We start from the raw sequence: 25445 nt of genomic DNA on the forward strand, positions 1-25445 counted from the left end.
GATTATTCACGTTTCGTGGGGACCGCCACGCTTCGGCGACGTTTGCCTCCGGGGGCGTGACGGTCCGAGGAATCACTGGAATTCAGGGGCTTCCACTACCTGTTCTTCCTTGGCGGATGCATCAGGGCGAGCACCGATGTTGAAGCCCAGGTCGTCGGAGGCGGAAGACGGGTCGTCGTCCTCGTCCTTCATGTCGATGGCCACGCCTTCGGCGTTGAGCACCTCGACGTTCAGCGACAGGGACTGCATTTCCTTGAGCAGTACCTTGAAGGATTCCGGGATGCCTGCCGGCGGCAGGTTGTCGCCCTTCACGATGGCGCCGTACACGCGCACGCGGCCGTCGACGTCATCGGACTTGGTGGTCATCATCTCGTGCAGCGTGTAGGCGGCACCGTAGGCCTCGAGGGCCCACACTTCCATCTCGCCGAAGCGCTGGCCACCGAACTGCGCCTTACCACCCAGCGGCTGCTGCGTGATCATGGAGTACGGGCCGGTGGAACGGGCGTGGATCTTGTCGTCGACCAGATGGTGCAGCTTCAGCATGTACATGTAGCCCACGGAAATCGGCTTCGGGAACGGTTCGCCGGTACGTCCGTCGAACAGGGTCGCCTTGCCGTCGGGTCCGACCAGCTTGTTGCCGTCACGGTCCGGAAGGGTGCAGGAAAGCAGGCCCTTCAAGGTGTCCTGACGCACGCCGTCGAACACCGGAGTCGCCACCGGAGTGCCCGGAGCGCCCTTTTCGGCGCCCTGCGGCACGAACTTCTTCCAAGCGGCTTCGGCATCCGGGTCAAGGGAGATGTCCCAGCCGGCGTGGGCGATCCAGCCGAGGTGCAGCTCGAGCACCTGGCCAAGGTTCATTCGAGAAGGTACGCCCAGCGGGTTGAGCATGATGTCGACCGGGGTACCGTCGGCCAGGAACGGCATATCCTCTTCCGGCAGGATGCGGGAGATGACGCCCTTGTTGCCGTGGCGGCCGGAGAGCTTGTCGCCCTGGGTGATCTTGCGGTGCTGTGCGATGTAGACGCGAATCATCTGGTTCACGCCGTTCGGCAGCTCGTCGCCGGCCTCCTCGGCGTCCTCGCGGGTGATCTCCTTGACGGCGATCACGGTACCGGTCTCGCCATGAGGCACGCGCAGCGAGGTGTCACGCACTTCGCGGCTCTTCTCGCCGAAGATGGCGCGGAGCAGACGCTCTTCCGGGGTCAGTTCGGTCTCGCCCTTCGGAGTGACCTTGCCGACCAGGATGTCGCCGGCCTCGACCTCGGCGCCGATGCGGATGATGCCGCGCTCGTCAAGGTTGGCCACCGCGTCCTCGCCGACGTTCGGCAGGTCGCGGGTGATCTCTTCGGCACCCAGCTTGGTTTCACGGGCGTCAATCTCGTATTCCTCGATGTGGATGGAGCTCAGGGTGTCATCCTGCACGAGACGCTGGGAGATGATCACTGCGTCCTCGTAGTTGTAGCCGTTCCACGGCATGAAGGCGATGAGCAGGTTCTTGCCCAGGGCCATTTCGCCCTTCTGGGTCGCCGGGCCATCGGCCAGCACGGTACCGGCTTCCACGCGTTCGCCGTCGTGGATCAGCGGCACCTGGTTGTAGCAGGTGGTCTGGTTGGAACGCTGGAACTTGGCCAGCTTGTAGGAGCTGGTGGTGCCGTCGTCGTTCATGGTGCGGATGATGTCGGCGGAAACGTAGGTCACGACGCCGGGCTTCTCGGCCAGGATCACGTCGCCGGAATCCACTGCGGCACGCCATTCGGCGCCGGTGCCCACGAGCGGACGCTCGGACTGGATCAGCGGCACGGCCTGACGCTGCATGTTGGTACCCATCAGCGCTCGGTGGCCCTCATCGTGCTCCAGGAACGGAATCAGGGAGGCACCGACGGACACCATCTGGCGCGGGGACACATCCATGTAGTCGACGGAGCTGACCGGCACATCGACTGCCTCTTCCTCGCCGACTCGGGCAAGGGCCTGGCTCTTGACGAAGTTGCCGTTCTCGTCGAGCTCCTGGTTGGCCTGGGCGATCACGTGCTCGGCATCGCGATCCGCGGTCATGTATTCGACCTCGTCGGTCACATGACCGTTGACGACCTTGCGGTACGGGGTCTCGATGAAGCCGAATGGGTTGATGCGGCCGAAGGTTGCCAGGGAGCCGATAAGACCGATGTTCGGGCCTTCAGGGGATTCGATCGGGCACATGCGGCCGAAGTGGGACGGGTGCACGTCTCGCACTTCCATGGAGGCACGGTCACGGGACAGACCGCCGGGGCCCAGTGCGGACAGACGGCGCTTGTTGGTCACGCCGGCCAGCGGGTTGTTCTGATCCATGAACTGCGACAGCTGGGAGGTGCCGAAGAATTCCTTGATGGTGGCGTTCACCGGGCGGATGTTGATCAGGGACTGCGGGGTGATGGCCTCCGGATCCTGCGTGGTCATGCGTTCGCGCACCACGCGCTCCATACGGCTCAGACCGGTACGCAGCTGGTTCTGGATCAGCTCTCCGACCTGACGGATACGACGGTTGCCGAAGTGGTCGATATCATCGACATCCACACGCAGATCCACGTCCTGACCGTCACGCTTGCCCGGGAACTTGGCCTCGCCCGCATGCAGGGTGACCAGGTACTTGATGGTGGCGATGATGTCTTCGCGGGACAGGCTGCGGTCGTTGACGTCCTTCTCAAGACCGAGCTTGCGGTTGATCTTGTAGCGGCCGACGCGGGCCAGATCGTAGCGCTTGGTGTTGAAGTAGAAGGAGTCCAGCAGATTGCGGCCGGCTTCCGGAGTGGCGGTGTCGGCCGGGCGGATCTTGCGGTACAGATCGGTGAGGGCCGCTTCCTGGGTGTCCACGGTCTCCTTGGCGAGGGCGTCCATGACCAGCGGGTAATCCTTGAACGCGTCCGCGATCTCCTGCTTGGTCATGCCGATGGCCATGAGGAACACGATGGCGGACTGCTTACGCTTGCGGTCCACACGCACGCCGAGCACATCGCGCTTGTCGATCTCGAACTCGAGCCATGCGCCACGGCTCGGGATGATCTTCGCGCCGAAGATCTCCTTGTCGGAGGTACGGTCCTGGCTGCGGTCGAAGTACACGCCGGGGGAACGCACGAGCTGGGATACGATCACTCGCTCGGTACCGCCGATGATGAAGGTGCCGTGCGGGGTCTGTAGCGGGAAATCACCCATGAACACGGTCTGGGACTTGATTTCGCCGGTGTCGCCGTTTTCGAATTCGGCGTTCACGTACAGCGGTGCGGAGTAGGTGTAGTCCTTCTCCTTGCATTCCTGCACGGTGTGACGCGGCTCCTCGAAATACGGATCGGAGAAGGTCAGGCTCATGGTCTGCGCGAAGTTCTCGATCGGGGAGATCTCCTGGAAGACCTCGTCGAGACCGGAGGTATGCGGTACGGTGTTGGTGCCGTTTTCCAGATCCTCCTCGACGCGCTGCTTCCAGCGTTCGCTGCCGATGAGCCAATCAAAGCTGTCGGTCTGTACACCCAGCAGGTAGGGTACATCAATGGGCTCGCGGATGGAGCCGAAGTTCACACGGTCCGACGCCTTATGCAGATCAATGTCATGCTGGTCGGCGCGTGCGATGATGGTGGTGGTGTTCGTCGTAGCCTCAGCCAATGGACGTTCCTTATCGCTCGCTTAATCGTATCGATATGTTTCCCCGGAAGCGCTCTCATTGGCCACCATATGCCTAATACGCGGGCGCTTCTTCCTTGTCAGCATGCCAGCTATATGACATGCATCTTACGCAAAGTCAACAGAATACCATATCTTAAAGATTTTCCGGATTCGTACCCGATGCCGTTTTCCCTCGGATGAGCAAGCCGGCACGAAGCCGCGGAGGGAGAATCGCGCGAACTACTCCACGGTGACCGTGACGGGGTCGGATTTGGCCTTGGCATGGCCGGCAAGGGTCAGCTGCGCCACGTACGTGCCGCGGTCGACGCGAGGCAACGTGGAATCATCCGCGCATTCGGATCCGGTGCGATCGCCCGGCCACGTGATTGTGCCTTGGATTTTGTCGCCCGTGGCGATCAGCCGCAGATCCTGATCAGCCGGGCATACATTGGATTTCCAGATCACGTCATCGCCGGATTTGATCGTCAGCACCACGCCGGAGGTCGACGCGTCGACCAGACAGCCGACCTTGCTGGAACCGTCATACTTGACCGTCGTCGTGAAATCAAGGGTGCCGCCGACACCGAAACTCTGCGACGCCGGCGTCAACGACAGCGACACGTTGGATGCGCCGCAATCCGGCACTCCGCTTTTCTTCTCGTCCTCGGAAGGCGACGGCACCTCTTTTTTGGAGATCGCATAGACGTCGTCGTGGTGAATCTCACGATTGACCGCGACGATGCCCTGCGAGACCGAGTAGATGCAGAATACGACGAAGATTATGGCGATCAGCGCCGCGATGCCGACGACGATGCGGCGACGACGGAACATCGCCTGCTGCTTTTTGCTGCGTTTGCGTTTGACGGTCGTCTTCGCGGAATTCTTCTGTGCCATGATTCCCCAGTCTACCTTGCCGACGTTCGGTTGCTCGGGTTTCCGCCATTGCGGACGGAACCACGTCCGTCCACGAAGGTCAGCACGGCAGCCGCACACTGCCGTCCGGCAACATTTCGATCAGGCCGTCATCGTCAAGCGACGCAATGCATTTGTCGAGCTGGATATGATCGGACCACAGTGCCTCGATGTCCTTGCGATCGATTGCGATTCGCCCATCCGGCAGTCCCCGCAACGCGTTCAGCACCAGCCCGCGCACCTGCCGGTCGGTACCTCGGAACCGTTGATGGGGACGCGTGCGCCGTTCCCCCAATCCAGGACGGCCGTTGGCGAGGAACATGCACTCGGCAGCGACCGGGCACTGTTCGCACAGCGGGCTTTTCGCCGTGCAGATCACCGCGCCCAATTCCATGACGCTTTGATTCCACACCACGGATGGCCGGTCGAATCCACGACATCGTGCGGCGGAATCCTCAGGCAACACCCTGTTCGCCAACGCACGTTCCGCAGGGCTTGCCGCCCCTCCTCTCGACTCGGCGCCGAGGAACACCCGCGAGAGCACACGTCGAATATTGGTATCGATCACGGCGATCCGCTCACCATAGGCGAAGCTCATCACCGCGCTGGCCGTATAGTCGCCGATCCCAGGCAGGGCGACCAACTCGTCGTAGGTACGCGGCAGATCGTCATGGTAATCGTCCGCCACCATTCGCGCGCATTCCTGCAGACGCAAGGCCCTGCGCGGGTAGCCGAGACGACCCCAGGCGGTGATCACATCGGCTTTGGACGCATCCGCGAGCGCGGCCGCATCCGGCCAACGTTCCATCCATGCCTGCCAATACGGCACGACGCGACTCATCTGGGTCTGCTGGCTCATCACTTCGGAGACGAGCACGCCCCACGGCGTGGCCCGTCCGAATCGCCACGGCAGATCGCGGGCGGATTCATGCCACCATTCGGCAAGCGATTCGGCCACCATACCGGCATCTCCGTCATGTCCGTCTTCCGGCATGGAGGGCATGGTTTCGGCTGAAGTGTTCGTGTCGTTCATCGTTTCTATTCTTAGCATTTATGACGAATGAAGAGCGTGCCCTTGAAGCTCAGGGCGCAGAAGCTGCACAGACCGCCACGCGGAACGCGGAGGCCAAGGTCGAGAAGATGTTCGAATACGGCTACCGTAAGTCGAATTACGGTCCGGATGAGTTGGTGACCGACGCGCATGGCAATCCGATTTCCGTGGTCGACGCGATGCTGTCGGCCGAAGACGCGGCCAAGGCCGAAACCTCCACACCGCATCTGTGCTACTACTCCCCTCGTATTCCGGGCAATACCGGTTCCGCGATCCGCCTGTGCGCGGTGACCGGCACGATCCTGCATTTGGTGGAGCCGCTTGGTTTCAATCTTCGTGATACGAAGCTGCGCCGTGCGGGCCTTGACTACCATGACATGGCACATGTGGTGCTGCATCCGGATTTCGACAATCTGGTGCAGTCCATGCCGAATTCGCGCATCATCGCGTTCACCGCGCATGCCACCAAGCTGTACACGGAAATCGAATACAAGCCGACCGATATTCTGCTGTTCGGCCCGGAGCCGGGCGACATTCCCGATCCGATGGATATCATGGCCGGCCCTCACGTGGCCGAACAGGTTCGCCTGCCCATGCGGCCGAGCCTGCGCTCCCTGAATCTGACGAACTGCGCCTCCATCGCCATCTATGAGGCGTGGCGTCAGTTGAATTTTATCGGCGGTAAGTAAAAACTGTATATGAACGCAACAGAGCCCGGCCCTCCGCATAAGGAAGGCCGGGCTCTGTCGTCAGAGAACGTCAGTTCTTGAACGAGTGGATCGGCGCGGGAATTCGGCCGCCGCGGGTCACGAAAGCCTCGCAAGACGTCTGGTTCACCGGGATGATCGGCGCGTAGCCCATCAGTCCGCCGAAGTTGGCCATCTCACCGACGCCCTTGCCTTCGACCGGAATCACGCGCACGGCGGTGGTCTTCTGATTGACCATGCCAATGGCGGCCTCGTCGGCGATGATGCCGGAAATCGTCGAAGCGGTGGTATCACCCGGAATGGCGATCATATCAAGGCCGACCGAGCATACGCAGGTCATGGCTTCGAGCTTCTCGATCTTCAGGCAGCCGTTGGATGCCGCATCGATCATGTTCTTGTCTTCCGAAACCGGAATGAACGCGCCGGACAGTCCGCCAACATAGGAGGACGCCATGATGCCGCCCTTCTTCACCTGATCGTTGAGCATGGCGAGCGCCGCAGTGGTACCCGGAGCGCCGACCTGCTCCAAGCCGATCTTCTCGAGCACTTCACCGACGGAATCGCCCACGGCCGGAGTCGGCGCGAGCGACAGGTCGATGATGCCGAACGGCACGCCGAGTCGACGGGACGCCTCCTGCGCCACCAGCTGGCCGACACGCGTGATCTTGAACGCGGTGCGCTTGATGGTTTCGCACAGGAATTCGAAATCCTTGCCCTTGGCCTCGTCGAGCGCACGGGAGACCACGCCCGGACCGGAAACGCCGACGTTGATCACCGCATCGCCTTCGGTCACGCCATGGAAGCCGCCGGCCATGAACGGATTGTCGTCCGGAGCGTTGCAGAACGCCACGAATTTGACGCAGCCATAGGAATCGTTGTCGGCGGTGGCGTGCGCGATGTCCTTGATGATGTGGCCGAGCAGTTCGACGGAATTCATGTCGATACCGGTTTTGGTGGAGCCCACGTTGACGGACGAGCATACGATGTCGGTTTCGGACAGCGCCTTCGGCAGGGAGCGGATGAGCATCTCCTCGGCCGGGGTCATGGACTTCGACACGAGCGCGGAGTAGCCGCCGATCAGATCGACGCCGACCTTCTTGGCCGCCCGGTCGAGCGCGTGCGCGATCTTCACGAAGTCGTCGGAGCTCTTGCAGGAGCTGGCGCCGACCAGCGAGATCGGGGTGACGGTGATGCGCTTGTTGACGATCGGGATGCCGTAATCGCGTTCGATGGCCTGGCCGGTCGGCACGAGATCCTTGGCATAGGTGGTGATTTTGTTGTAGATGTTGTCGCAGACGGTATCGACGTCATCGGCCGCGCAATCCAGCAGGCTGATGCCCATGGTGATGGTGCGCACGTCGAGCTTCTCCTGCTCGATCATCTGGTTGGTCTCGTGGACCTCCATGATATTCAGCATAGGTGTTTCCTTTTCTCCCCTATCAGACGCGGTGCATCTTGGTGAAGATCTCTTCGCGCTGGCAGCGGATGCGCACGCCGATCTCGTCGCCGAGCTTTTCGAGGTCGTCCACGACCTCGCCGAATTCCTTGTCGGCATTGGAATAGTCGACAATCATCATCATGTTGAAGAAACCGTCGATGATGGTCTGAGAGATATCGAGCACGTTGACCTGATGTTCGGACAGATAGGTGCAGACGCGTGCGATGATGCCGACAGTGTCCTGACCGACGACGGTGATGATTGCCTTGTTCATGGAACTCCCTAAACGTTAGGTACGAATATCCAGCTGCCGCCTCGGCAAATGCCGGACGTGACCCCAAGTATAGAAAAGGCACGTGCCAAAACACGTGCCTTTCAAGCGATCGCCTTACATTGTGAGACGGCTCGTTTCGCCATGCCGGCCTCGTCGGATCCTAGCGCGAGGCATCCTTGCCTTCCTTCAGGAAGAAGGAGAACGCGAGCACGACCACGATCAGCACCAGGCCGAATACATAGCCGTAGCGGGAACCGGCCACGAAGCCCTCCGCCTCGCTTGCGCCGGAACCCATGCCGAGCAGGCAGGTGGCGATGGACGTGCCGATTGCGCCGAACACCTGCTGCATGGTGTTCAGAATCGTGGAACCATCGGCGGCAAGCTCACGCGGCAATCCCTTCAGCGCGGCCGATTGTGCGGACTGCTGCATCAACGGAATGCCAATCATGAACACCACATGCGCAAGAATGAAGAACACCGGCGCCGTAGTCGCGCCAATCGCAAGGAACAGCAGGGAACCGACGATACCGATGACCGCACCTGCGCTCACCAGCGGACGTGCCCCGACACGGTCGTACCAGCGGCCCGTCAGGAACGAGCACACCGCATTGACCACACCACCGGCGAGCATCAGCATGCCGGCTACGGAGGTATTCAGTCCCAGGCCACGCTGCAGCTCCTGTGGAGCAAGGTACATGATCGCCAACGTGCAGGCGAACGAGCAGGTGACCATCAGGGCCGGTGTACGGAACGAAGCGATGCCGAGTGCACGCAGATCCAGCACCGGGTTGGCAATGTGCAGCTGACGGTATGCGTAGCACGCAACGACCAGTACGCCGATCACCAGCAGCGCCACGACCAGCGGTGAGAATCCCATGTCGGCGACGAGGCTCACACCGGCCACCAGGCAACCGAACCCAATCACGGATGCGAGCACCGACAAGGCATCGACCTTCGGACGGGTCGTTTCGATCGGCGTGACGAACGTGGCCGCAGTGCAGACGATGGCGACGACGGCGACGACGGCGAACAGCATGAAGATCGCACGCCAGGAGGAGGCGCCGATGATCAGACCGGCCAAGGTCGGGCCGATCACCGGAGCGAACATGATCACGAGACCCGCCACACCGTTGGCGGCGCCGATTTTCTGCGGAGGGAACACACGCATGATGGCCGCATACATGGTCGGCAACACGATGCCGGTGCCGATGCCTTGGATGATTCGTCCGGCAAGCACCAGCGCGAACGCCGGCGCCACTGCGGAAAGCAAGGAACCGACGAGGAAGCAGGAGAGCGCGACCAGCACGAGGGTCTTCGCCTTGACCCACTTGAGCAGGAAGCCCACGCACGGCAACACGATGCCGATGGCGAGCATGTAGCCGACGACCATCCACTGTGCGATGCCGGTGGTGATGCCGAACGTGTCGCACAGATCCGGCAGCGCGATGTTCATGGACGTTTCGGACAGCATGCCCAAAAACGCGCCGACGTATAGGCCGAGCATCACCCTATGCGGGTGTGCGAAGCGTTCTTTCTCCTGTGATTGCGCATGCACCGCGATTCCTTGCGGACGCATGATGACTTGCGATTGCTGCGTTGCCATGCTTTCGGACAACGTCTTTCCTCTCTCGACGGCAATAGGTGTGATTGGCCCGTGTTGCGGGACGGTCGTTCGATTCGCGAACCGCCCGTTTTCGGGCAACAAAAAACCGCATGGCCAAGCCTGATATTTCGGCTAAGCCATGCGGTTATTCAAACAGCCGTCAAGCTACCATGGATCCCGATTCTTCGTAAGTTCGCCTGGCGTGTCGCCTACGTTTTCCATTGATGCCTCACGCGTTGTACAGGCGTTCCGGCGACAGGGTCTCCTGTGTGGCGAGCACGATGCCGCCTGCCAGACCGGCGAAGCGTCCGAGCGGACTGCGACCGATGCTCAGGTTGCGCGTGGTCAGCGGGCGTGCGGTCCTGTATACGGTGGTGCGGATGGCGGTGAGCAGCTCGTCGCTCGCCTCCACGATGAGCCCGCCGACGATGACATGCCTCGGATTGAGGACGTTGCACAGCGTCGCCACCATGATGCCGATCGCCTCGCCTGCCTCACGCACCGCCTGCTCGGCACCGAGATTGCCGTCGCGCAGCCGTTCGATGAGCTGTTCCACGCTGTCCGGCTCGTCGGCGGTCGGCGAAAGCGCCTGCATGCGCCGTAGCATGGCCGGTACGGATGCCTGTGTTTCCAAGCATCCGGTCTGCCCGCAAGCACATCGTTTCCGATTGCGCGGATCATATGACGTATGCCCGATTTCCCCGGCGGATCCGTCGAATCCGTGGAAGATGCGCCCGTCCTTGACGATGATGCCGCCGCCGATGCCGGTGCCTATCTTCACTTCGATGATCGGCCGCTCGTCTTCGGGCAGCATCGCCGCGTCGCCCAGCGCGCGGATATTGGTGTCGTTCTCCACACCAACCGGGCAGCCAAGCGCGTCCTGCATGTGCCGCACCGCATCGAACGCATCCCAGCCGGGCATGATCGGCGGACGGATCGGCGCATCCTCACGAATGTCGATGCGCGCAGGCAGCGACAATACGGCATGACGCAACGGCAGGTCGGCATTCACCGCCGATGCCATGCGCCACAGCTGTTCGCTCACCCAGGCCAGAAAATCCTCCGGAGTGTAGTCGGCTATCGAAATCACATGCCATTCGTGTGCAAGCAGCCGCATGTTCATGTCGGCGATGCCGAGCATGGTGTGCCGGGCGCCCACGTCGGCCACGGCGATCAGACCAAGCCGATCGTCGATCACCAGTCGTTCCGCAGGGCGTCCACGGTCCACTGCGATCACGCCGGAAGTCGTCAGCACTCCCCTATGCAGCAGCCCGTCCACGCATGACGACACCGTCGATCGGGCCAAACCGGTTTCACGCACCAACTCGGCCTTGCTGTTCGCCTTACCGGAGGAGACCAGCAACGCGACTTCGCTCGGCAGCTCGCTGCCGGTAACGGCCAACGTCCACGGCCGGTCCGGCAGGGCGAAACGCCACTGTTGTTTCGTCGACGATATTGCAGACCGCTTCATCGCAATCCTTTCAAAAATCGTTGAGATTCCAATGTTTTCGACATACGACAGATTAATGTCGAATTACTGCATAAATCTGTCGTTGAACCACATTAATCGAAATCGTATCGTAAGAACCACCTTAAGGAAAACGGCGCAAGCGCAGCAGCTTCCCCGTGTTGGTACCGACGAAGACAGCCATCATAAGAAAGGACCCGATATGGAAACCCCAAAGTTTGCGGTCTCGCTGATGTGCATGGACTTCTCCATCGCCGGCGAGCAGGTGAGCACGCTGAGCCAGCATGCCGATTCCCTTCATCTCGACATCATGGACGGCCATTTCGCTCCGAACCTCTCCCTGAGCCCGGAATGGCTCAAGTGGGTGCTGCCGCATAGCTCCGTACGCAACGAAGCGCATCTGATGACCACCGACCCCGACTATTGGCTGGAGCCGCTCGCCCAGGTCGGCGTGAACGTGATCTCACCCCATGCCGAAACGCTCAACACGCATGCCTTCCGCACCATGAATTCGATCCGCGCACTGGGCTGCGGCACCGGTCTTGTGGTGAACCCGCTGACCACGTTCGAATCGATTCTGCCACTGATCGAACGCGTCGATCTGCTCACGCTGATGACCATCGACGTCGGCTTCGCCGGACAGCCGTTCATCGACGAAATGCTTGCCAAGATCGAGCAGGCGGCCAAGTACAAGTCCGACCACGGTCTGGATTACGAAATCCAGATCGACGGCTCGTGCAGCGAAAAGACGTTCGCCAAACTACGCAACGCCGGCGCGGAAACGTTCATCCTGGGCAATTCCGGCCTGTTCTCGCTCGACCGCGATCTCGACAAGGCCTGGGCCAAGATGCGCGCCAACTACGAACGCACCACCGGCGAGACGCTGCCGGTCGAAGACTGATTCGGTCCGTCGAATCCGTCGCGGCGACTCCTCCCCATCATCACTTGGCGCAGGGCCGTTCCCTCTCCTTCATACCTTTCATCCAAATTCGGAACGGTTCTGCGTCACCCTCAGCCGTAGCGACATCCCGGTACGGCCACATCGATTCCACCAACCCTTCCCTTGCAATGGAGCAACCATGAACAACATCGATACAACTCCGGCAACCGCAACCGCAATCGCCAACAACGAGCCGATCGTCGCCACCGCCGACAGCCCGGTCAATTCCGCCACGTTGAAGACCCCGGTCGTGCTTGGCATCGACATCGGAGGCACCAACCTGCGCGTCGGCCTGGTCGACGCTCTCGGTGCACTCGTCGATTCCCGTCGCGTCAGTTCGCAGGAGGCTCTGAGCGGCAGTGATCCGATGACCAAGCTCGCCGACTATCTCGAAGGCTATCTTGCCGAAATGCTCGACGGCAAATACGAGCTGAAGGCGATTTCCGTCGGCTTCCCGTCCGTCGTCGACGCTACACGCACCGTAGTGTTGCAGACCACGTTCATTCCAGGATTGAACAACGTGAACGTGCCGGAACGACTGAGCCGCTTCGGCGTACCGGTGTTCATCGACCGCGACGTGAACATGATCATCCGGTACGACGCGAAACGCCTGAATCTGCAGAATCTCGAAGGTGTGACCTTCGGCTGCTATGTCGGCACCGGAATCGGCTGCGCGCTGGCGGTGGACGGCAAGATTCTGGCCGGCCTGCACGGCGTGGCCGGGGAACTCGGTCACATCTACGAAGCGACCGGCAGGACCTGCGGCTGCGGGTTGGAAGGCTGCTCCGAAACGGCCGCCTCCGGCAATGCGCTGGTACGTGAGCTCGAAGCGCACCATCCGGGCGCCTCCATCGACGACGCGTTCAGCGAGTATGGCGACGAGCAGTTCATCGACGACTGGCTGGAGCATCTCGCCTGGACCTTCTCGACCGTCATCAATCTGCTTGATCCGGCGAAAATCATCATCGGCGGCGGCGTGACGCAGATGAAAGGCTTCCCCAAGCAGCGACTCGAAGAGAAAATCAAGCGCATGTCCCGCAAGCCGTACCCGGCCGAGGATCTGCCGATCGTCTACACCATCCCCGGCAAATACGACGGCGTAATCGGCGCGGCCCTGTGCGCGCTCGAGCAGATCTGACGGCCTCCCTCTCATCATTCTTCCGGACGGAACCCGTTTCATCCTTTCTTACGGGCTTCGTCCGGGCATAATAATCACAGACGATCACCAACCGACAATATAGAACATTCCTGTTGTAAGGACGCAACATGACCAACGCAACCTCTTCCATGGCCGGCACCTCCGCCACCCGTAGTGGATATGGCCCGCTGATGAAATTCTCCCTGCTTTCCATTTCCCTGCTACTCACCTCGTCGAACGCGATTTCCGGCGTGATGCCGGCGCTCATCAAGCAGTTTCCCGACCAGCCGCGTGCCAACGTCGAACTGTTGAGCACCGTGCCCTCGTTCTCGATGATCATCATGATCATCGCCTCCGGTTTCATCGCCCGTAAAATCGGCGACAAGGCCACCGTGACCGCGGGTCTGGTCATCGCCGCCATCTTCGGTATCATCCCGTTCCTCTTCACCGGCAATTTCTGGGTGATCATGGGTTCACGCATCGGCCTCGGCGTCGGATTCGGCCTGATCAACTCGCTGGCCGTCTCCATGATCGCCAAATTCTTCTCCGGCGACGAAAAGGCCACATTGATGGGGTTCCGTTCCGCCTTCGAATCGCTGGGCCAGTCGCTGATGACGCTCGCCGCGGGATTCCTAGTGCTGCTCAGCTGGAACAGCTCGTTCCTCGTCTACCTGCTGGCCGTGCCGATTCTGATTCTGTTCGTCGCCTTCGTGCCGAAGGAACCGGACGCTCCGGCGGACGCTGCCATGGATTCCGCCGATTCCGATGCCGTCAAGCAGTCGGTGAACGGTCCGATTCTGCTAATCACCGTCTTCCTGATCGCCGCCGTGACCATGTACGTCGGCCTGACCACACGCCTGTCATCGGTAATCGCCGACTCCGGTTTCGGTACCATCCAGCAGGCCTCCACCCTGCTGAGCGTTATGACCATCGGCGGCATGCTGATGGGCTTCGCCTTCGGCTTCATCAATAAGGCCCTGCAAGCACAGACCCTGACCGTCGGCCTCGCGGCGCTTGCCGCAGGTTCGCTGGTAATCTACTTCGCACCGAATTTCGTGGTGCTGTGCGCAGGCGCAATGATTGCCGGAATCTCCTACCCGACCATGATTTCGTATACGTTCAACCAGATTTCCGAGGTCTGCCCGAAGGGTTCGGATACGCTGTGCACGTCGGTGGTGTTGGTCGGCTGCAATCTCGGCGCCTTCACCGCTCCATACACGTTGAAACTAGTCGGTGGTTCCGCCTTGAGCCAGCCGTATCTGGTGTATGGCATCGTGCTGTTGGTCATCGCCGCCGCTTATGCCGCCTATCATCTGATCCGCAAATAGCCGCGGCTGACCGTTCATGCACGATTCCCGAAAACCTGGCTTTTCGGGAATCGTGCGTTTTGCCATCCCCACCAGAAGTACACCCATGGCCTCAAGCCACCTCTAGGGGGTATTTAATTAGGATTCTCATTACGAATCAATGAGATCCCATCTAAGAAATCGCGCACGATTCCCCAAAAAATACATCTCGGGGAATCGTGCGCGACTGTATCTCACCTTTTCACCTAGGGTTGCCCTGATGATGGCATCCATCGGAGCAACCTCATGCGATCATGGCTTCAGATTTCGCGGCTCGCGGCGGCTGCGGCGAATGCCGGCAGGGCACGTGGGGCGTTGAAGCCCTTGGACTCGAATTCATCGGCGATCTTCTGGGCGATCTCATGGCCCTGGCCCTTGTCGACCAACGCGATGATGGAGCCGCCGAAGCCGCCGCCGGTCATGCGGGCGCCGTACGCGCCATTGGCACGGGCCACATCCACGGCGGTATCGAGTTCCGGCACGGTGACCTCGTAATCGTCGCGCAATGAGTCATGAGAGGCGTTAAACAGATCGCCGGCGGTCTTGATGTCGCCCGCGGCGAAGGCGTCCACGAACCGGTCCACACGTCCGATTTCGGTGACGACGTGGCGCACGCGCTTCTTCATGGTCCCGTCTTCCAGCCTGTCAAGCACGTCCGCAAGCGCGGCGGCCGGATCGGCGGAGGCCGCAACGGTTTCGGCGGTAACGCGCAGATTGGCGACGCCGAGAATCTCGGCGGCCTGCTCGCAGGTGGAGCGTCGCTGCGCATACTGGCCATCGTTAAGCTGATGCGGGGCGCGGGTGTCGAGTACGAGTAGTTCCAGACCGTACCTGTCGAGATCGAATTCCTTCGGTTCGACGCTTTCCACGGCCGACAGGCCCGGCTTGCAGTCAAGGCGGATCGCATGGCCGAACGAGCAGCGCATGGAGGCGTTCTGATCGAGACCGCCAGTAGATGCGCCGGCCATGTCGTTCTCGGACTTGATGGCCGCATTGATCAGGGTCACGCGGCCGGCATCGGTGGATCCATAGCCCAGACCGTACACGTCATCGAGCGCCAGTGCGGTGGAGCAAGTCATGGCGGCCGAGGAGCTCAGGCCAGAGCCCAGCGGTACGCAAGACGAGAAGGCGGCGTCAAAGCCCTTCACCGTATCGAAGCCGGCTTCTCGCAATGCCCAGGCCACGCCTACCGGATAGGCGGCCCATCCTTCCACGCCGCCGGCGGTCAGGCCATCGAGGTCCGCTTCGGCGACGGCATCCGGCGCCACGTCGGAAACCACGCGTACCTTCGTGTCTTCGCGCGGCTTCAATGCGATGAAGGTGCGATGCGGCAACGCGATCGGCAGGCACAGGCCCGCGTTATAGTCGGTATGCTCGCCGATCAGGTTCACACGGCCCGGGGCCGCCCATACGCCGGTCGGCTCCTCTCCGTAGACGGCCTTGAACAGATCGACGGCGATCTTCACGCCCTCGTCGTGCGAGAGCGGCTCAATGAATTCAACATCAGTCATTGGTGTGTCCTTATGCTCGTATTGGTTCCGGTCAGCCTTCGATGTCAATCGGGCCGAGCTCGTGGAAGCGCTTGGCGATGAGTTCCGGCGTGGTGTCGGAGACCCAGGCGGCCATGCCGGATTCGGAGCCGGCCAGATACTTGATCTTGTTGGCGGCACGGCGGAAGGAGAAGAACTGCAGGTTCAGGCGGTAGTTCTCGCGACGGGCGTCGTGGATCGGAGCCTGATGCCATGCGGCGATGTACGGCAGGTCCATGCCCTTGCCATCGCCCTTGTCGAAGAACGCATTGCCACGCTTCAAGAGGGTGGAGTACATCACGGCGAGGTCCCAGCGTTCCTGATCGTTGAGCTCGTCGAGGGTGAGCACGTCGCGCACCGGGGCCACATGCACCTCGAGAGGCCAACGTGCGGCGGCCGGCACATAGGCGACCCAGCTGTGGTTGCGCATGACGATGCGCTCCTCGGCTTCGATTTCGGCATTCATGAGATCCTTGAGTAGATTGCCGCCGGTCTTCTCGTGATAGGCCTCGGTATGCTGCAGCTCGGCTTCCATCTTCGGCGCGATGAACGGGTAGCAGTAGACCTGACCATGCGGGTGAGCCAGGGAAACGCCGATCTCCTGCCCGTGGTTTTCAAACGGGAAGATCTGTTCGATGCCGTCGATCTTGGAGATTTCGGCGGTACGGAAGGCCCATGCCTCCACGACGGTGCGCAGACGGGATACCGGCAAATCGGCCGGCAGGCCATCTTCGTCCGGATCGAAGCAGATCACTTCGCAGCGGCCGGCGGCAAGCTTCTTCTCCCACAGCGGGTTGCCGTCGACGTATTCCACGGCCTCGGAACGGCCCGGCACACGCACCATCGAGGGGAAACGGTTCTCGAATACGACCACGTTGTAGTCGGTGTCCGGCACTTCGCCATCCTGGTACGGGTCGCCCGGCTTACGTGCGGCCAGCGGATTGCCCTTGGCGGTGGCACCGGGGCCGGCGGTGATCGGACGGTTCATACGCGCGGTCGCCATCGGAATCCAATCGCCGGTCAGCGGGTCGCGGCGCATCTCCGGAGCGGCGTACGGCACTTCCTCGCCGGCCGCGTTGAGCTGATTGGAGAAACGGTAGGCCAATTGACGCGGATCGTTCAGTTCGCGGGTCTTGGCACCGGAAACGTATTCCGGATCGTCGTCGAGATAGAAGAAGTCACGGCCATCGGCAAGCGTGGTCGGGGTGATACGGATGTGTTCCTTCGCATATTCTCCAGGAGCATAGGTTGCGAATTCACTCATGGTGATTACTCACTTTCCTGCATCTGCTCGGTCTGGTGCGCCAGCACGAGCTCTTTAACCAAATCCCTTGTTTTCCCAACCGAATCGGGATCGAGTCCATCATCGGTAATGACCGTGTCAACCTGGTCGAAGCGTGCAAACAGCGACAACGACGTGCAGCTCCACTTGGTGTGATCGGTCAAAATTATCGTCCGATCGGCAATGTCCATCAATGCCATATCGGTCGCGGCCTCAAGCGAGTTCGGCATGAGGAAGCCGCGTGGAATGGACACGGAATGCGTGCCCAGGAATACGGTGTTGACGCGCAGGGAGGCGACCACCTTGTCGGCGATCGGGCCTACCAGCGAGTTGGAACGGGTGGTCACGCCGCCGGTTACGATGACTTCCACGTCTTTCGATTCCAGCGCCTGCACCAGTTCCGCCACGGGAATGGAGTTGGTCAGGATGGTGATTCCGGAGGATTGCTGCGATTCGAGCAGATGCTGTGCGAACACGTAGGCGGTGGTGCCGCCGCCGATGGCGATCACGTCACCGGGGGCCACGTATTTGACGGCTTCCTGCGCAATGGCGTCCTTGAGACCGATGTCCATCTGCGACTTTACAGAGAACAGCGGCTCACTCAGCAACGTGCTGGTGGTGACCGCACCGCCGTGCACGCGTTTGAGAAGGCCCTTGTCGGCCAGATCGGCGATATCGCGGCGAATGGTCATGGCGGAAACGCCCAATTCCTTGGATAACGCGGTAATACGCACCGCACCACGGGTGCGCAACCGGCTCAGTATCAGATGCTGACGTTGTGACGATATCATTCGAACATTATCGCACACGTTCACTCAAAATAAAAACCGGAATGAGCGTTTCGCGCGTTTTTCACGACGAAACGGTAAGCAAACATGGTCGAATCGCACAAAAACGCACGCGGTATCCTGAGTTTCACACCCACTCCGCCGCACTGGATGCAGGCATATCCGTGTATCCACAGAGTCCCGACACCCGACCGATCGGCAATATTCCACCCCCGCCCGTACGAAACCCACCTTGACGGGAGCAGCTTCCCGGACGGCGCCACGATTCCACCCTCTCGCCCGTACGAAACCCGCTCCTGCACTCGTAACCGTTCCGCCGCCACTCACTCCATCCTGCGTGCACACCAAATCCACGGACCGCACACCCGTGCAGCCAAGCGGCTCTCGCTTCGTATGCGAATCAAATGGCTTGGGGATGCGGATCACTTATGGAACAGTCGCTGCAAGCCCCAGACGGTGACGCGACGCATCGCCTCGATAACGATGGCGTTGCTCATTTTCGATTTGCCTCGCACCCGATCGGGGAACACGATCGGCACCTCCACGATTGTTCCACCCGCGGCCGCCACGCGACGGGTCATGTCAATCTGGAACACGTAGCCGTTCGCTTCAATCGCGTCCAAATCCAGGGAACGCAACATCGATGCGCGGTAGGCTCGGAAACCTGCGGTCATATCGCGCACGCCAATCCCCAGCATCGTCCGCGCATACCATGATCCGCTACGTGAAATGAAATCACGGAAAGGAGACCATCCTTCCGTACGTCCGCCGTCCACACGACGCGAGCCGATCACCAGATCCGGTATGGCACCGGCCGCAATCCCACGATCGCGATCAATCGATTGCCCGTCGCCCGGTTCCGCAACAATGTCATCGCACGGCCCCTCCACCGCGAGCGCTTCCAATAATTTCGGAAGATCCTGAGGCCGGTGCGAGCCGTCCATGTCCATCTCGCAAACCACGTCGAAGCCACGCTCCAGCGCCCACGCAAAGCCGGCCAGATAGGCTGGTCCGAGACCGTTCTTTCCTGCGCGGTGCAGCACGTGGATGCGCGGATCTTCCGCAGCCATGCGATCGGCCTCCTCGCCGGTTCCGTCCGGAGAGCCGTCGTCGACGATTAGGATTTCGACCGACGGTCGGCATGCGAAAATCCCGCCGACGGTCGGATGCAGGTTCTCCAACTCGTTATAGGTGGGCATTACCACGCAGACCCGTTCCGCCATAGCCGCACCTCCTCACGCAACATCCAACTCACCATAGCATTGAACATCGGAAACAACGAGACCTTTCGGCTCACGCCTGAGAGAACCAAACCATTACCCAACAACCAGAGCCCCATAACGCCCAACCGGAGGCCCACACCCGAGAGAACCAACACACTACCCAACAACCACACCCCCCACAAACCGTCCGCCGCCATACATCCAACCCAAAATGACGTCAAGCCCACCGCTCTCAGCCATATTTATCCTGACCTAGGTTGAAGAATCCTCCCCAACGGTGCGAAAATAGTGGACCATGGGATATGTTTCTGAGAATTTTTGGCACGACGCGGTGAACAAGGCCACCACCGATCTTTTCACCTTCGGATACAAGCACGTCATCAAACCGTATTTCGTCTTCAACCACCAACCCGACGTGGCGCATGATCAAATGATCGAATTCTGCAAAGTCACCAAAAACATCCCGCCGCTCATGTGGCTGTGCCGCGAAATGCTCAACTACACCGATCCGGTGCTCGAAACGAACGTGATGGGCATCGACTTCGCCAATCCGTTCGGCCTTTCCGCAGGCCTTGACAAGAACTGCGAAATGCCCGTGCTCATGGATAGCGTCGGTTTCGGCTTCGAAACGGTAGGCTCCACCACCTCGCGCCCTTGCCCCGGCAACGAAAAGCCGTGGTTCCATCGCCTGCCTGAGTACGATTCGATGATGGTGCACGTCGGTCTCGCCAACGATGGTTCGGAGCAGGTGATTCCACGCGCCGAGCACGCCTGGCACGACGCGAAGAGCATGCAGGTGTCGATCTCCATCGCCCGAACGAACGACGATAAGACCGGCGACCTCGACGAAGGCATCGAGGATTACTGCATGTCGATGCGTCGCGCCGCAGGCCGTTCCGCCATGGTGGAGGTGAACATTTCCTGCCCGAACACGAAGGCCGGAGAACCGTTCAACGAAAGCCCTGAAGCGCTTGACAGGCTGTTCACCGAGCTTGACAAGATCGATCGTCCCCAGCCGACACTCGTAAAGTTGCCATTGAACAAAAGCTGGGCCGAGTTCAAGGATCTGCTTGATGTGCTCGCCGAGCATAACGTGCAGGGCCTGTCGATTGCGAACCTGCAGAAGGACCGCACCGGTATGGAAATACCGCGTGATTGGGAGGGAGGCCTGTCCGGCTCCCCTTGCTATGCGGCCAGCAATGCGATGATCAGGCAGACTTACCGTGAATACGGCGAACGTTTCGCCATTGCGGGCATTGGAGGCGTCTTCACGCCACAGCAGGCTTACGAGAAGATCCGTTCCGGATCAAGCCTGGTCATGTTCATCAGCGCCCTGATGTATCGCGGCCCACAGCAGATCACCGTGTTGAAACGCGGCCTTGCCGAACTGCTGAAACGGGACGGCTTCGATCACGTCAGCCAAGCCGTCGGCATCGATGCGTAGATAAACACGTACGTAGGCGAGTACGTGCAATCGCGGGAGGACGGCATGCCCTCATAGCGCTTGTCGGAATTGTTCGGACGAATCCCTGATTCCGACAGGCCTACGGGTTTTGTATGGGGTATGCCGCCATCCCGTTCGCCTGTTCGCACGCCGCCCATCCGTACGATATCCGTTCGTGCGTCCGCCCGCGCGCATTGGCGGTTTATACGTCACCTATACGAGAAGGCGGGATCAGCGGAAGGCTCCGCGCACATACTGCGCCGGATACGGCGCTTCCTCAACCGGCACGCCCAGCTTGTTCGCCGCGCGTAGCGGCCAATATGGATCCCGCAATGCCGCACGTCCGATTTCGATGGCATCCGCCTGCCCGGCTTTCAGCACCTTCTCCGCCTGCTTCGGTTTGGTGATGAGTCCCACCGCCGTCACCGGAACATCGGCACGTGAGCGAATCTGCTCGGAGAACGGCACTTGATAGCCTGGCTTGACCGGAATGGTCACGTCGGGAATGAGACCGCCCGTGGATACATCCACCAGGTCAACCCCATGCTCCTTCAGCACCTTCGCCAAATCGACGCTCTGATCAAGATCCCATCCGCCTGCAGCCCAGTCGGTGGCGGAAATACGCACCAACACCGGCATGTCGTCGGGAATGACGGTACGCACCGCATCCACCACTTCGACCAGCATGCGAATACGGTTCTCGAAGCATCCGCCATATTCGTCCTCACGTTCGTTGATCAGCGGATCAAGGAATTGCGACAGCAGATAGCCGTGGGCCGCGTGGATCTGCACCGCGTCGAAACCGATGGCATACGCACGCCATGCGGCATCGCGGAACTGCGCCACGATCGCATGGATTTCGTCCACGCTCAATGCACGCGGGGTACGCAGCGATCCGTATGCGTTCGCGCTCGGGCATACGGTCTGCCATCCGCCGAATTCCTCCGGCACGCTCTCATCGTCGAATCCTACGGCGAAGCAACCGGTGGAGGCCTTGCGACCCGCATGGTTGAGTTGCACGGCCATGGTCGCACCGGCGGCCTTGGCATCCGCCACGATCCATCGCCATGCTTCCATCTGATCGTCGCTCCACAATCCCAAGTCGCAGGGCGAGATACGTCCTTCCGGCGCCACGGCGGTGGTTTCCACGATGATCATGCCGAAACCGCCCATGGCACGCGATACATAATGCTGGTAGTGGAATGGCGTAGGGAGGCCATCCTGTGCGAATGCCGAATACGTGTCCATCGGCGGCAACCAGATGCGATTACGCATGGTCACTCCGCGCAGGGTCATCGGTTCGAACAGCCGCACCGAACCCTTCTTCTTGCCTTTTTTCTTGGTTTTCTCGCCGTCGCCCATGATTCCGCCTCTCTCGCTCGCACAGCATCACCGTTCGGATTATGATGATTGCCAAAGTCCTGCCGGCAATCCACCCGGCATTACCTGCATTCTAAGCAGAACGCCCGCCGGTTGGGGCTGGCGTTCATGGACTGTTCACTTTCACCAAGCAATATCGCACCAAGCAATATCGGCATGGTGACTATTGTTCCTGCTGATTGGCATCCTGCTGAGCCTGGGCCTGTTGCTCGGTCTGCTGCTGTGACTCAGTCTGCTGCTCAGTCTGTGACTGAGTCTGCGTCGTCTTCTGCTGCAGTGTGGAGGAGGCGCTCTTCGCCGTGATGTACTGTGCCGCGGGTTGTCCGTAATCGTTATCCATCGGAGCGTTGATCGCCGCCAGATAGGTGTTCATGAACTCCTTCCAGGCCGGGGTGGCGATGTACATGCCGTACCAGTTCGAATGGTATACGCCGTTGATGGTCTTGTAGTCGAAGGTGTTGTGAATCGGATCCTGCGCGTCGGCTACGGCCACGAATGCGGCCACCTGATTCGGCACGAAGCCTGCCGTGGTCATCACCGTGTTCTCGTTCGTACCGGTCTTCGCAAAGGTCTTGCGGCCGCCGTCGAGCTGCGTGGTGGCAGCCTCGCCGCCCGAGACCACGACACCTTGGTTCAGGGCGTATGCGGTGGTCTGTGCGATTTCCGAGCTGATTGCCTGATGGCAATTCGCGGATGGCACCTTCACATCGGAGCCGCTGCGATCGGTCACCTTGGTGATGGCGATAGGCGTGCATTCCACGCCGTTGGCGCCAAGCGTGGCGTACACGTTCGCCATGGTGAGCGGCGATGCCTGCACGGTACCGATGGTCATTGGCGGCTGGAACGAATTCGCCGAATAGATGTCGGTGGCGTTCGCGGTCGCGTTATGGTAACCCATCTGCTTGGCGGCGTCCGCGATGGAACACAAGCCGATCGTCGAGGCCATCGAGGCCTGCGTGGTGTTGTGGGATTTGATCAGACCCTGCAACGGGGTTTCCGGTGAGGTGGTGCCGCCGCCGGAGTTCTGTACGCTCCATGCACGACCGGTGAAGTAGTAGTCGTTGCAGCTGAACTTCGACATCGCATAGCTCGTGGAGGTGACCAGCGACTCGTTGATGGAATGGCCTTGTTGCATCCAGGCCACCAAGTTGATCGGCTTCCATGTGGAACCGACGTTGAAGCCCATGCCGCCGCCGTCTTCCTCGTCGACCATGTAGTTCATCGAAGTCTTGGTCTCGTCGTTCTTTGCGTCATCGGTCGCGTCATAGGTGCGGTTGATGCCGAATGCCAATATCTCGCCCGTACCGGGTTTTATGGCCGCTATCATCACTTCGAAGCCGGTCGGATCATCGGCAGGCACGGTGTCGTTCGCCGCCTTCATGGCAGCATCGTTGGCGTTCTGGTCGAGCGTGGTCACGATCTTCAGGCCGCCTTCCTTCAGCAGCTTTTCTCGTGCCTCGCTATCCTTGCCGAAGGCCTTGTTCTTCAGAATCTGATTGACCACGTATGAGCAGAAGAAGCCGGTGTTGTTGGCGGCCGCCTGGCATCCGGAGCTGACATCCTGAATGTTCAGCGTATCCTTCAGGGGCGTGTTGACGGCTTCCTTGTATTCCTTCTCACTGGAGATGAATCCTTGGTCGTACATCAGCTTGAGCACGATGTTGCGCTGATTCTCGGCCTCTTCCTGATTGGCTTCCACGGAAGGGTCGAAGTTCTGAGGATTCTTGGTGATTGCCGCAATGGTCGCCGCCTGCACCACGTTCAGGTCGGCGGCGGATACGTTGAAATAGCGTTTTGCGGCCATTTCGACGCCGCATAGGCTGTTGCGGCCGAACTGCGCGATGTTGAGATAGCCCTGCAGAATTTCCGCCTTGGAATACTTCTTCTCGATCTGCACCGCGATGAGCATCTCTCGCAGCTTACGTGCGATGGTATCTTCGGATGCGTGGTATTCGGCGATCGGATCGTCATCCTCTCGGGCTTGCGTGGCCAGCACGTTCTTCACATACTGCTGGGTCAGGGTCGAACCGCCCTGCTGGTCGCCGCCCTTGAGATACGTCTGCACGAATGCGCGGAGTACGCCCTGTACGTCCACGCCGGAATGGTCGAAGAATCGTTTGTCCTCGCGGGCCACGACCGCCTGCTGCATGGCCTTGGAAATCTTCTTGAGCGGCACCACTTCGCGATTCTGCGTATAGAAATCGGCGAATTCGGTTTTGCCGTCGTTGTAGTAGAAGGTGGAGCGCTGTGGAAGGCTGGTCACATCGAAATCAATGCCCTCCACCGTCAGTGACGGAATCACCGCCTTGGCCACGCTGTTCGCTCCAAGCACGGCAGGCAGGAGGAACACACTGGTCGCCACGCCGCCACCCACGCATAGCGTGATGTAGGCGAGCACCAGTGTAAGCACACGTCGAGCAGTCAAAGTCTTCTTCTTGGGCATGTTGCCCATTCTAAAGTGGCGGGTATACTAATCAACTCCACGCCCATAGCCGTCACGTGTTCATCACATACCGGCTCTAATCTCAAAAAATACTGAAAACAAGCCGAAAGACCGTTACCTTCGTGACCTGCGGATCAGCATGCCCGGCTGATAGATGACGATCGACCGACCTTCACGCGCGATCCACCCACGATTGGCGAAATCCATGAGCGCCTTGTTCACCGTTTCACGCGAGGAGCCGACCAGTTGGGCCATTTCCTCCTGTGTCAGATCATGCGGCACCTTCAGACCCGCCTCCACCGGTTCGCCGAACCGCGAGGCCAGATTCAGCAAGGTCTTCGCCAACCGGCCGGGAACGTCCATGAACACCAGATCGGAGATGCGCTCGTTATTGTCGCGCATACGATGTGCCAGCACCTGCAGCATATCCACGGCCACGCGCGGATGCTCATCGAGCCAGGCGAACAGCGCATCGTGCTCCAACCAGACCACCCGCGTGCCGTTCGTCATCGCCACCGCGGAGGCCGTACGTGGTCCGCCATGCGGGTCGAAGACCGGAATCTCGCCCAGCAGTTCACCGTATGCATGGATGCTCAGCAACTGCACGCGCTTGTCGGAGGATTGTCTGATCAGCTTGACGCGGCCCTCTTCCAGCACATACATGCGGTGGTCGGTATCGCCTTCGCGGAAGATGAAATCGCCTTTGCCGTATTCCGCATGCTGCAGATGCGGCAGTAGCTCCTCGGCCTCGTCTTTGGAGACCTGTTTGAACAGTGCGGTGTGCAGCAGCGTCGTGCTTTCGTCGTAGATCCCGTTCGGCGTAACCACACCCATCGCACCTCCATC

19 protein-coding genes are annotated in these 25445 nt (G+C 60.4%); 5 read left to right on the plus strand and 14 right to left on the minus strand.

Annotation, left to right across the window (positions count from 1 at the left end; all coding sequences use genetic code 11):
• Positions 1–72: 72 nt before the first annotated feature.
• From rpoB to BBDE_RS08580, 3 genes are all read right to left on the minus strand, one after another.
• The gene (rpoB, locus tag BBDE_RS08570; RefSeq protein WP_012902450.1) at positions 73–3633 is read right to left on the minus strand and encodes a DNA-directed RNA polymerase subunit beta; all 3561 of its coding nucleotides are present in this window, start codon (positions 3631–3633) and stop codon (positions 73–75) included.
• Between the two features lie 240 nt (positions 3634–3873).
• A complete protein-coding gene (locus tag BBDE_RS08575; protein ID WP_003839008.1) occupies positions 3874–4527 on the minus strand; it encodes a hypothetical protein in 654 nt (217 codons plus the stop codon).
• 79 nt (positions 4528–4606) lie between these two features.
• Positions 4607–5539, minus strand: a complete 933-nt coding sequence (locus BBDE_RS08580; RefSeq protein WP_390622460.1) for an HhH-GPD family protein — start codon at positions 5537–5539, stop codon at positions 4607–4609.
• A 59-nt stretch (positions 5540–5598) separates the two neighbouring features.
• On the opposite strand from BBDE_RS08580, the gene BBDE_RS08585 reads away from it, so the two are divergent.
• A complete protein-coding gene (locus BBDE_RS08585; RefSeq protein ID WP_003839003.1) occupies positions 5599–6285 on the plus strand; it encodes a tRNA (cytidine(34)-2'-O)-methyltransferase in 687 nt (228 codons plus the stop codon).
• Between the two features lie 70 nt (positions 6286–6355).
• On the opposite strand, the gene BBDE_RS08590 is transcribed toward BBDE_RS08585, so the two are convergent.
• The 4 genes from BBDE_RS08590 to BBDE_RS08605 all read right to left on the minus strand — a co-directional run bounded on the left by BBDE_RS08590 (position 6356) and on the right by BBDE_RS08605 (position 11089).
• Positions 6356–7720, minus strand: coding sequence for a PFL family protein (locus BBDE_RS08590; RefSeq protein ID WP_003839002.1), 1365 nt, complete (start codon positions 7718–7720; stop codon positions 6356–6358).
• A 22-nt stretch (positions 7721–7742) separates the two neighbouring features.
• Positions 7743–8015: an ACT domain-containing protein gene (locus BBDE_RS08595; protein ID WP_003839000.1), complete on the minus strand. Its 273-nt coding sequence runs from the start codon at positions 8013–8015 to the stop codon at positions 7743–7745.
• A gap of 160 nt (positions 8016–8175) precedes the next feature.
• A complete protein-coding gene (locus BBDE_RS08600; protein ID WP_003838998.1) occupies positions 8176–9618 on the minus strand; it encodes a DHA2 family efflux MFS transporter permease subunit in 1443 nt (480 codons plus the stop codon).
• A gap of 229 nt (positions 9619–9847) precedes the next feature.
• A complete protein-coding gene (locus BBDE_RS08605) occupies positions 9848–11089 on the minus strand; it encodes an ROK family protein (RefSeq protein WP_012902453.1) in 1242 nt (413 codons plus the stop codon).
• 199 nt (positions 11090–11288) lie between these two features.
• Between BBDE_RS08605 and alsE the strand changes: the two genes are divergently transcribed.
• The 3 genes from alsE (at position 11289) to BBDE_RS08620 (ending at position 14492) form a co-directional block, all read left to right on the plus strand.
• Complete coding sequence (gene alsE / locus BBDE_RS08610; RefSeq protein ID WP_012902454.1) at positions 11289–11987, plus strand: D-allulose 6-phosphate 3-epimerase; 699 nt, start codon at positions 11289–11291, stop codon at positions 11985–11987.
• Positions 11988–12165: 178 nt separating this feature from the next.
• Positions 12166–13164: an allose kinase gene (alsK, locus tag BBDE_RS08615; RefSeq protein WP_003838991.1), complete on the plus strand. Its 999-nt coding sequence runs from the start codon at positions 12166–12168 to the stop codon at positions 13162–13164.
• A gap of 128 nt (positions 13165–13292) precedes the next feature.
• Positions 13293–14492 (plus strand): MFS transporter, encoded by a 1200-nt coding sequence (locus tag BBDE_RS08620; RefSeq protein ID WP_012902456.1) that lies wholly within the window; start codon positions 13293–13295, stop codon positions 14490–14492.
• Positions 14493–14770: 278 nt separating this feature from the next.
• On the opposite strand, the gene galK is transcribed toward BBDE_RS08620, so the two are convergent.
• From galK to BBDE_RS08640, 4 genes are all read right to left on the minus strand, one after another.
• Entirely contained in the window at positions 14771–16021 is a 1251-nt protein-coding gene (gene galK / locus BBDE_RS08625; RefSeq protein ID WP_003838987.1) for a galactokinase, read from the minus strand.
• Positions 16022–16052: 31 nt separating this feature from the next.
• The gene (gene galT / locus BBDE_RS08630) at positions 16053–17303 is read right to left on the minus strand and encodes a galactose-1-phosphate uridylyltransferase (protein WP_003838986.1); all 1251 of its coding nucleotides are present in this window, start codon (positions 17301–17303) and stop codon (positions 16053–16055) included.
• Between the two features lie 5 nt (positions 17304–17308).
• Positions 17309–18112, minus strand: coding sequence for a DeoR/GlpR family DNA-binding transcription regulator (locus tag BBDE_RS08635; protein WP_003838985.1), 804 nt, complete (start codon positions 18110–18112; stop codon positions 17309–17311).
• A gap of 419 nt (positions 18113–18531) precedes the next feature.
• Complete coding sequence (locus tag BBDE_RS08640) at positions 18532–19332, minus strand: polyprenol monophosphomannose synthase (protein WP_012902457.1); 801 nt, start codon at positions 19330–19332, stop codon at positions 18532–18534.
• 295 nt (positions 19333–19627) lie between these two features.
• Here BBDE_RS08640 and BBDE_RS08650 point away from each other — a divergent pair, with 295 nt between their 5' ends.
• On the plus strand, positions 19628–20776 hold the full coding sequence (locus tag BBDE_RS08650) for a quinone-dependent dihydroorotate dehydrogenase (RefSeq protein ID WP_003838980.1): 1149 nt from the start codon (positions 19628–19630) through the stop codon (positions 20774–20776).
• Positions 20777–21007: 231 nt separating this feature from the next.
• Here BBDE_RS08650 and BBDE_RS08655 read toward each other — a convergent pair whose 3' ends face one another.
• The 3 genes from BBDE_RS08655 to BBDE_RS08665 all read right to left on the minus strand — a co-directional run bounded on the left by BBDE_RS08655 (position 21008) and on the right by BBDE_RS08665 (position 25433).
• Complete coding sequence (locus BBDE_RS08655; RefSeq protein WP_003838977.1) at positions 21008–22138, minus strand: NADH:flavin oxidoreductase/NADH oxidase; 1131 nt, start codon at positions 22136–22138, stop codon at positions 21008–21010.
• Between the two features lie 181 nt (positions 22139–22319).
• Positions 22320–24608: a transglycosylase domain-containing protein gene (locus BBDE_RS08660; RefSeq protein WP_003838974.1), complete on the minus strand. Its 2289-nt coding sequence runs from the start codon at positions 24606–24608 to the stop codon at positions 22320–22322.
• 105 nt (positions 24609–24713) lie between these two features.
• Positions 24714–25433: a Crp/Fnr family transcriptional regulator gene (locus tag BBDE_RS08665; RefSeq protein WP_012902459.1), complete on the minus strand. Its 720-nt coding sequence runs from the start codon at positions 25431–25433 to the stop codon at positions 24714–24716.
• Positions 25434–25445 lie beyond the last annotated feature (12 nt).

The sequence above is a fragment of the Bifidobacterium dentium JCM 1195 = DSM 20436 genome, from assembly GCF_001042595.1.
In the GTDB taxonomy this organism is placed as follows: Bacteria; Actinomycetota; Actinomycetes; order Actinomycetales; family Bifidobacteriaceae; genus Bifidobacterium; species Bifidobacterium dentium.

Coding starts and splice junctions, on each gene's coding strand:
- BBDE_RS08575 (WP_003839008.1), bottom strand. CDS start 4,527: ATGGCACAGAAGAATTCCGCGAAGACGACCGTCAAACGCAAACGCAGC.
- BBDE_RS08580 (WP_390622460.1), bottom strand. CDS start 5,539: ATGCCGGAAGACGGACATGACGGAGATGCCGGTATGGTGGCCGAATCG.
- BBDE_RS08585 (WP_003839003.1), top strand. CDS start 5,599: ATGACGAATGAAGAGCGTGCCCTTGAAGCTCAGGGCGCAGAAGCTGCA.
- BBDE_RS08590 (WP_003839002.1), bottom strand. CDS start 7,720: ATGCTGAATATCATGGAGGTCCACGAGACCAACCAGATGATCGAGCAG.
- BBDE_RS08595 (WP_003839000.1), bottom strand. CDS start 8,015: ATGAACAAGGCAATCATCACCGTCGTCGGTCAGGACACTGTCGGCATC.
- BBDE_RS08600 (WP_003838998.1), bottom strand. CDS start 9,618: ATGGCAACGCAGCAATCGCAAGTCATCATGCGTCCGCAAGGAATCGCG.
- BBDE_RS08605 (WP_012902453.1), bottom strand. CDS start 11,089: ATGAAGCGGTCTGCAATATCGTCGACGAAACAACAGTGGCGTTTCGCC.
- alsE (WP_012902454.1), top strand. CDS start 11,289: ATGGAAACCCCAAAGTTTGCGGTCTCGCTGATGTGCATGGACTTCTCC.
- alsK (WP_003838991.1), top strand. CDS start 12,166: ATGAACAACATCGATACAACTCCGGCAACCGCAACCGCAATCGCCAAC.
- BBDE_RS08620 (WP_012902456.1), top strand. CDS start 13,293: ATGACCAACGCAACCTCTTCCATGGCCGGCACCTCCGCCACCCGTAGT.
- galK (WP_003838987.1), bottom strand. CDS start 16,021: ATGACTGATGTTGAATTCATTGAGCCGCTCTCGCACGACGAGGGCGTG.
- galT (WP_003838986.1), bottom strand. CDS start 17,303: ATGAGTGAATTCGCAACCTATGCTCCTGGAGAATATGCGAAGGAACAC.
- BBDE_RS08635 (WP_003838985.1), bottom strand. CDS start 18,112: ATGATATCGTCACAACGTCAGCATCTGATACTGAGCCGGTTGCGCACC.
- BBDE_RS08640 (WP_012902457.1), bottom strand. CDS start 19,332: ATGGCGGAACGGGTCTGCGTGGTAATGCCCACCTATAACGAGTTGGAG.
- BBDE_RS08650 (WP_003838980.1), top strand. CDS start 19,628: ATGGGATATGTTTCTGAGAATTTTTGGCACGACGCGGTGAACAAGGCC.
- BBDE_RS08655 (WP_003838977.1), bottom strand. CDS start 22,138: ATGGGCGACGGCGAGAAAACCAAGAAAAAAGGCAAGAAGAAGGGTTCG.
- BBDE_RS08660 (WP_003838974.1), bottom strand. CDS start 24,608: ATGGGCAACATGCCCAAGAAGAAGACTTTGACTGCTCGACGTGTGCTT.
- BBDE_RS08665 (WP_012902459.1), bottom strand. CDS start 25,433: ATGGGTGTGGTTACGCCGAACGGGATCTACGACGAAAGCACGACGCTG.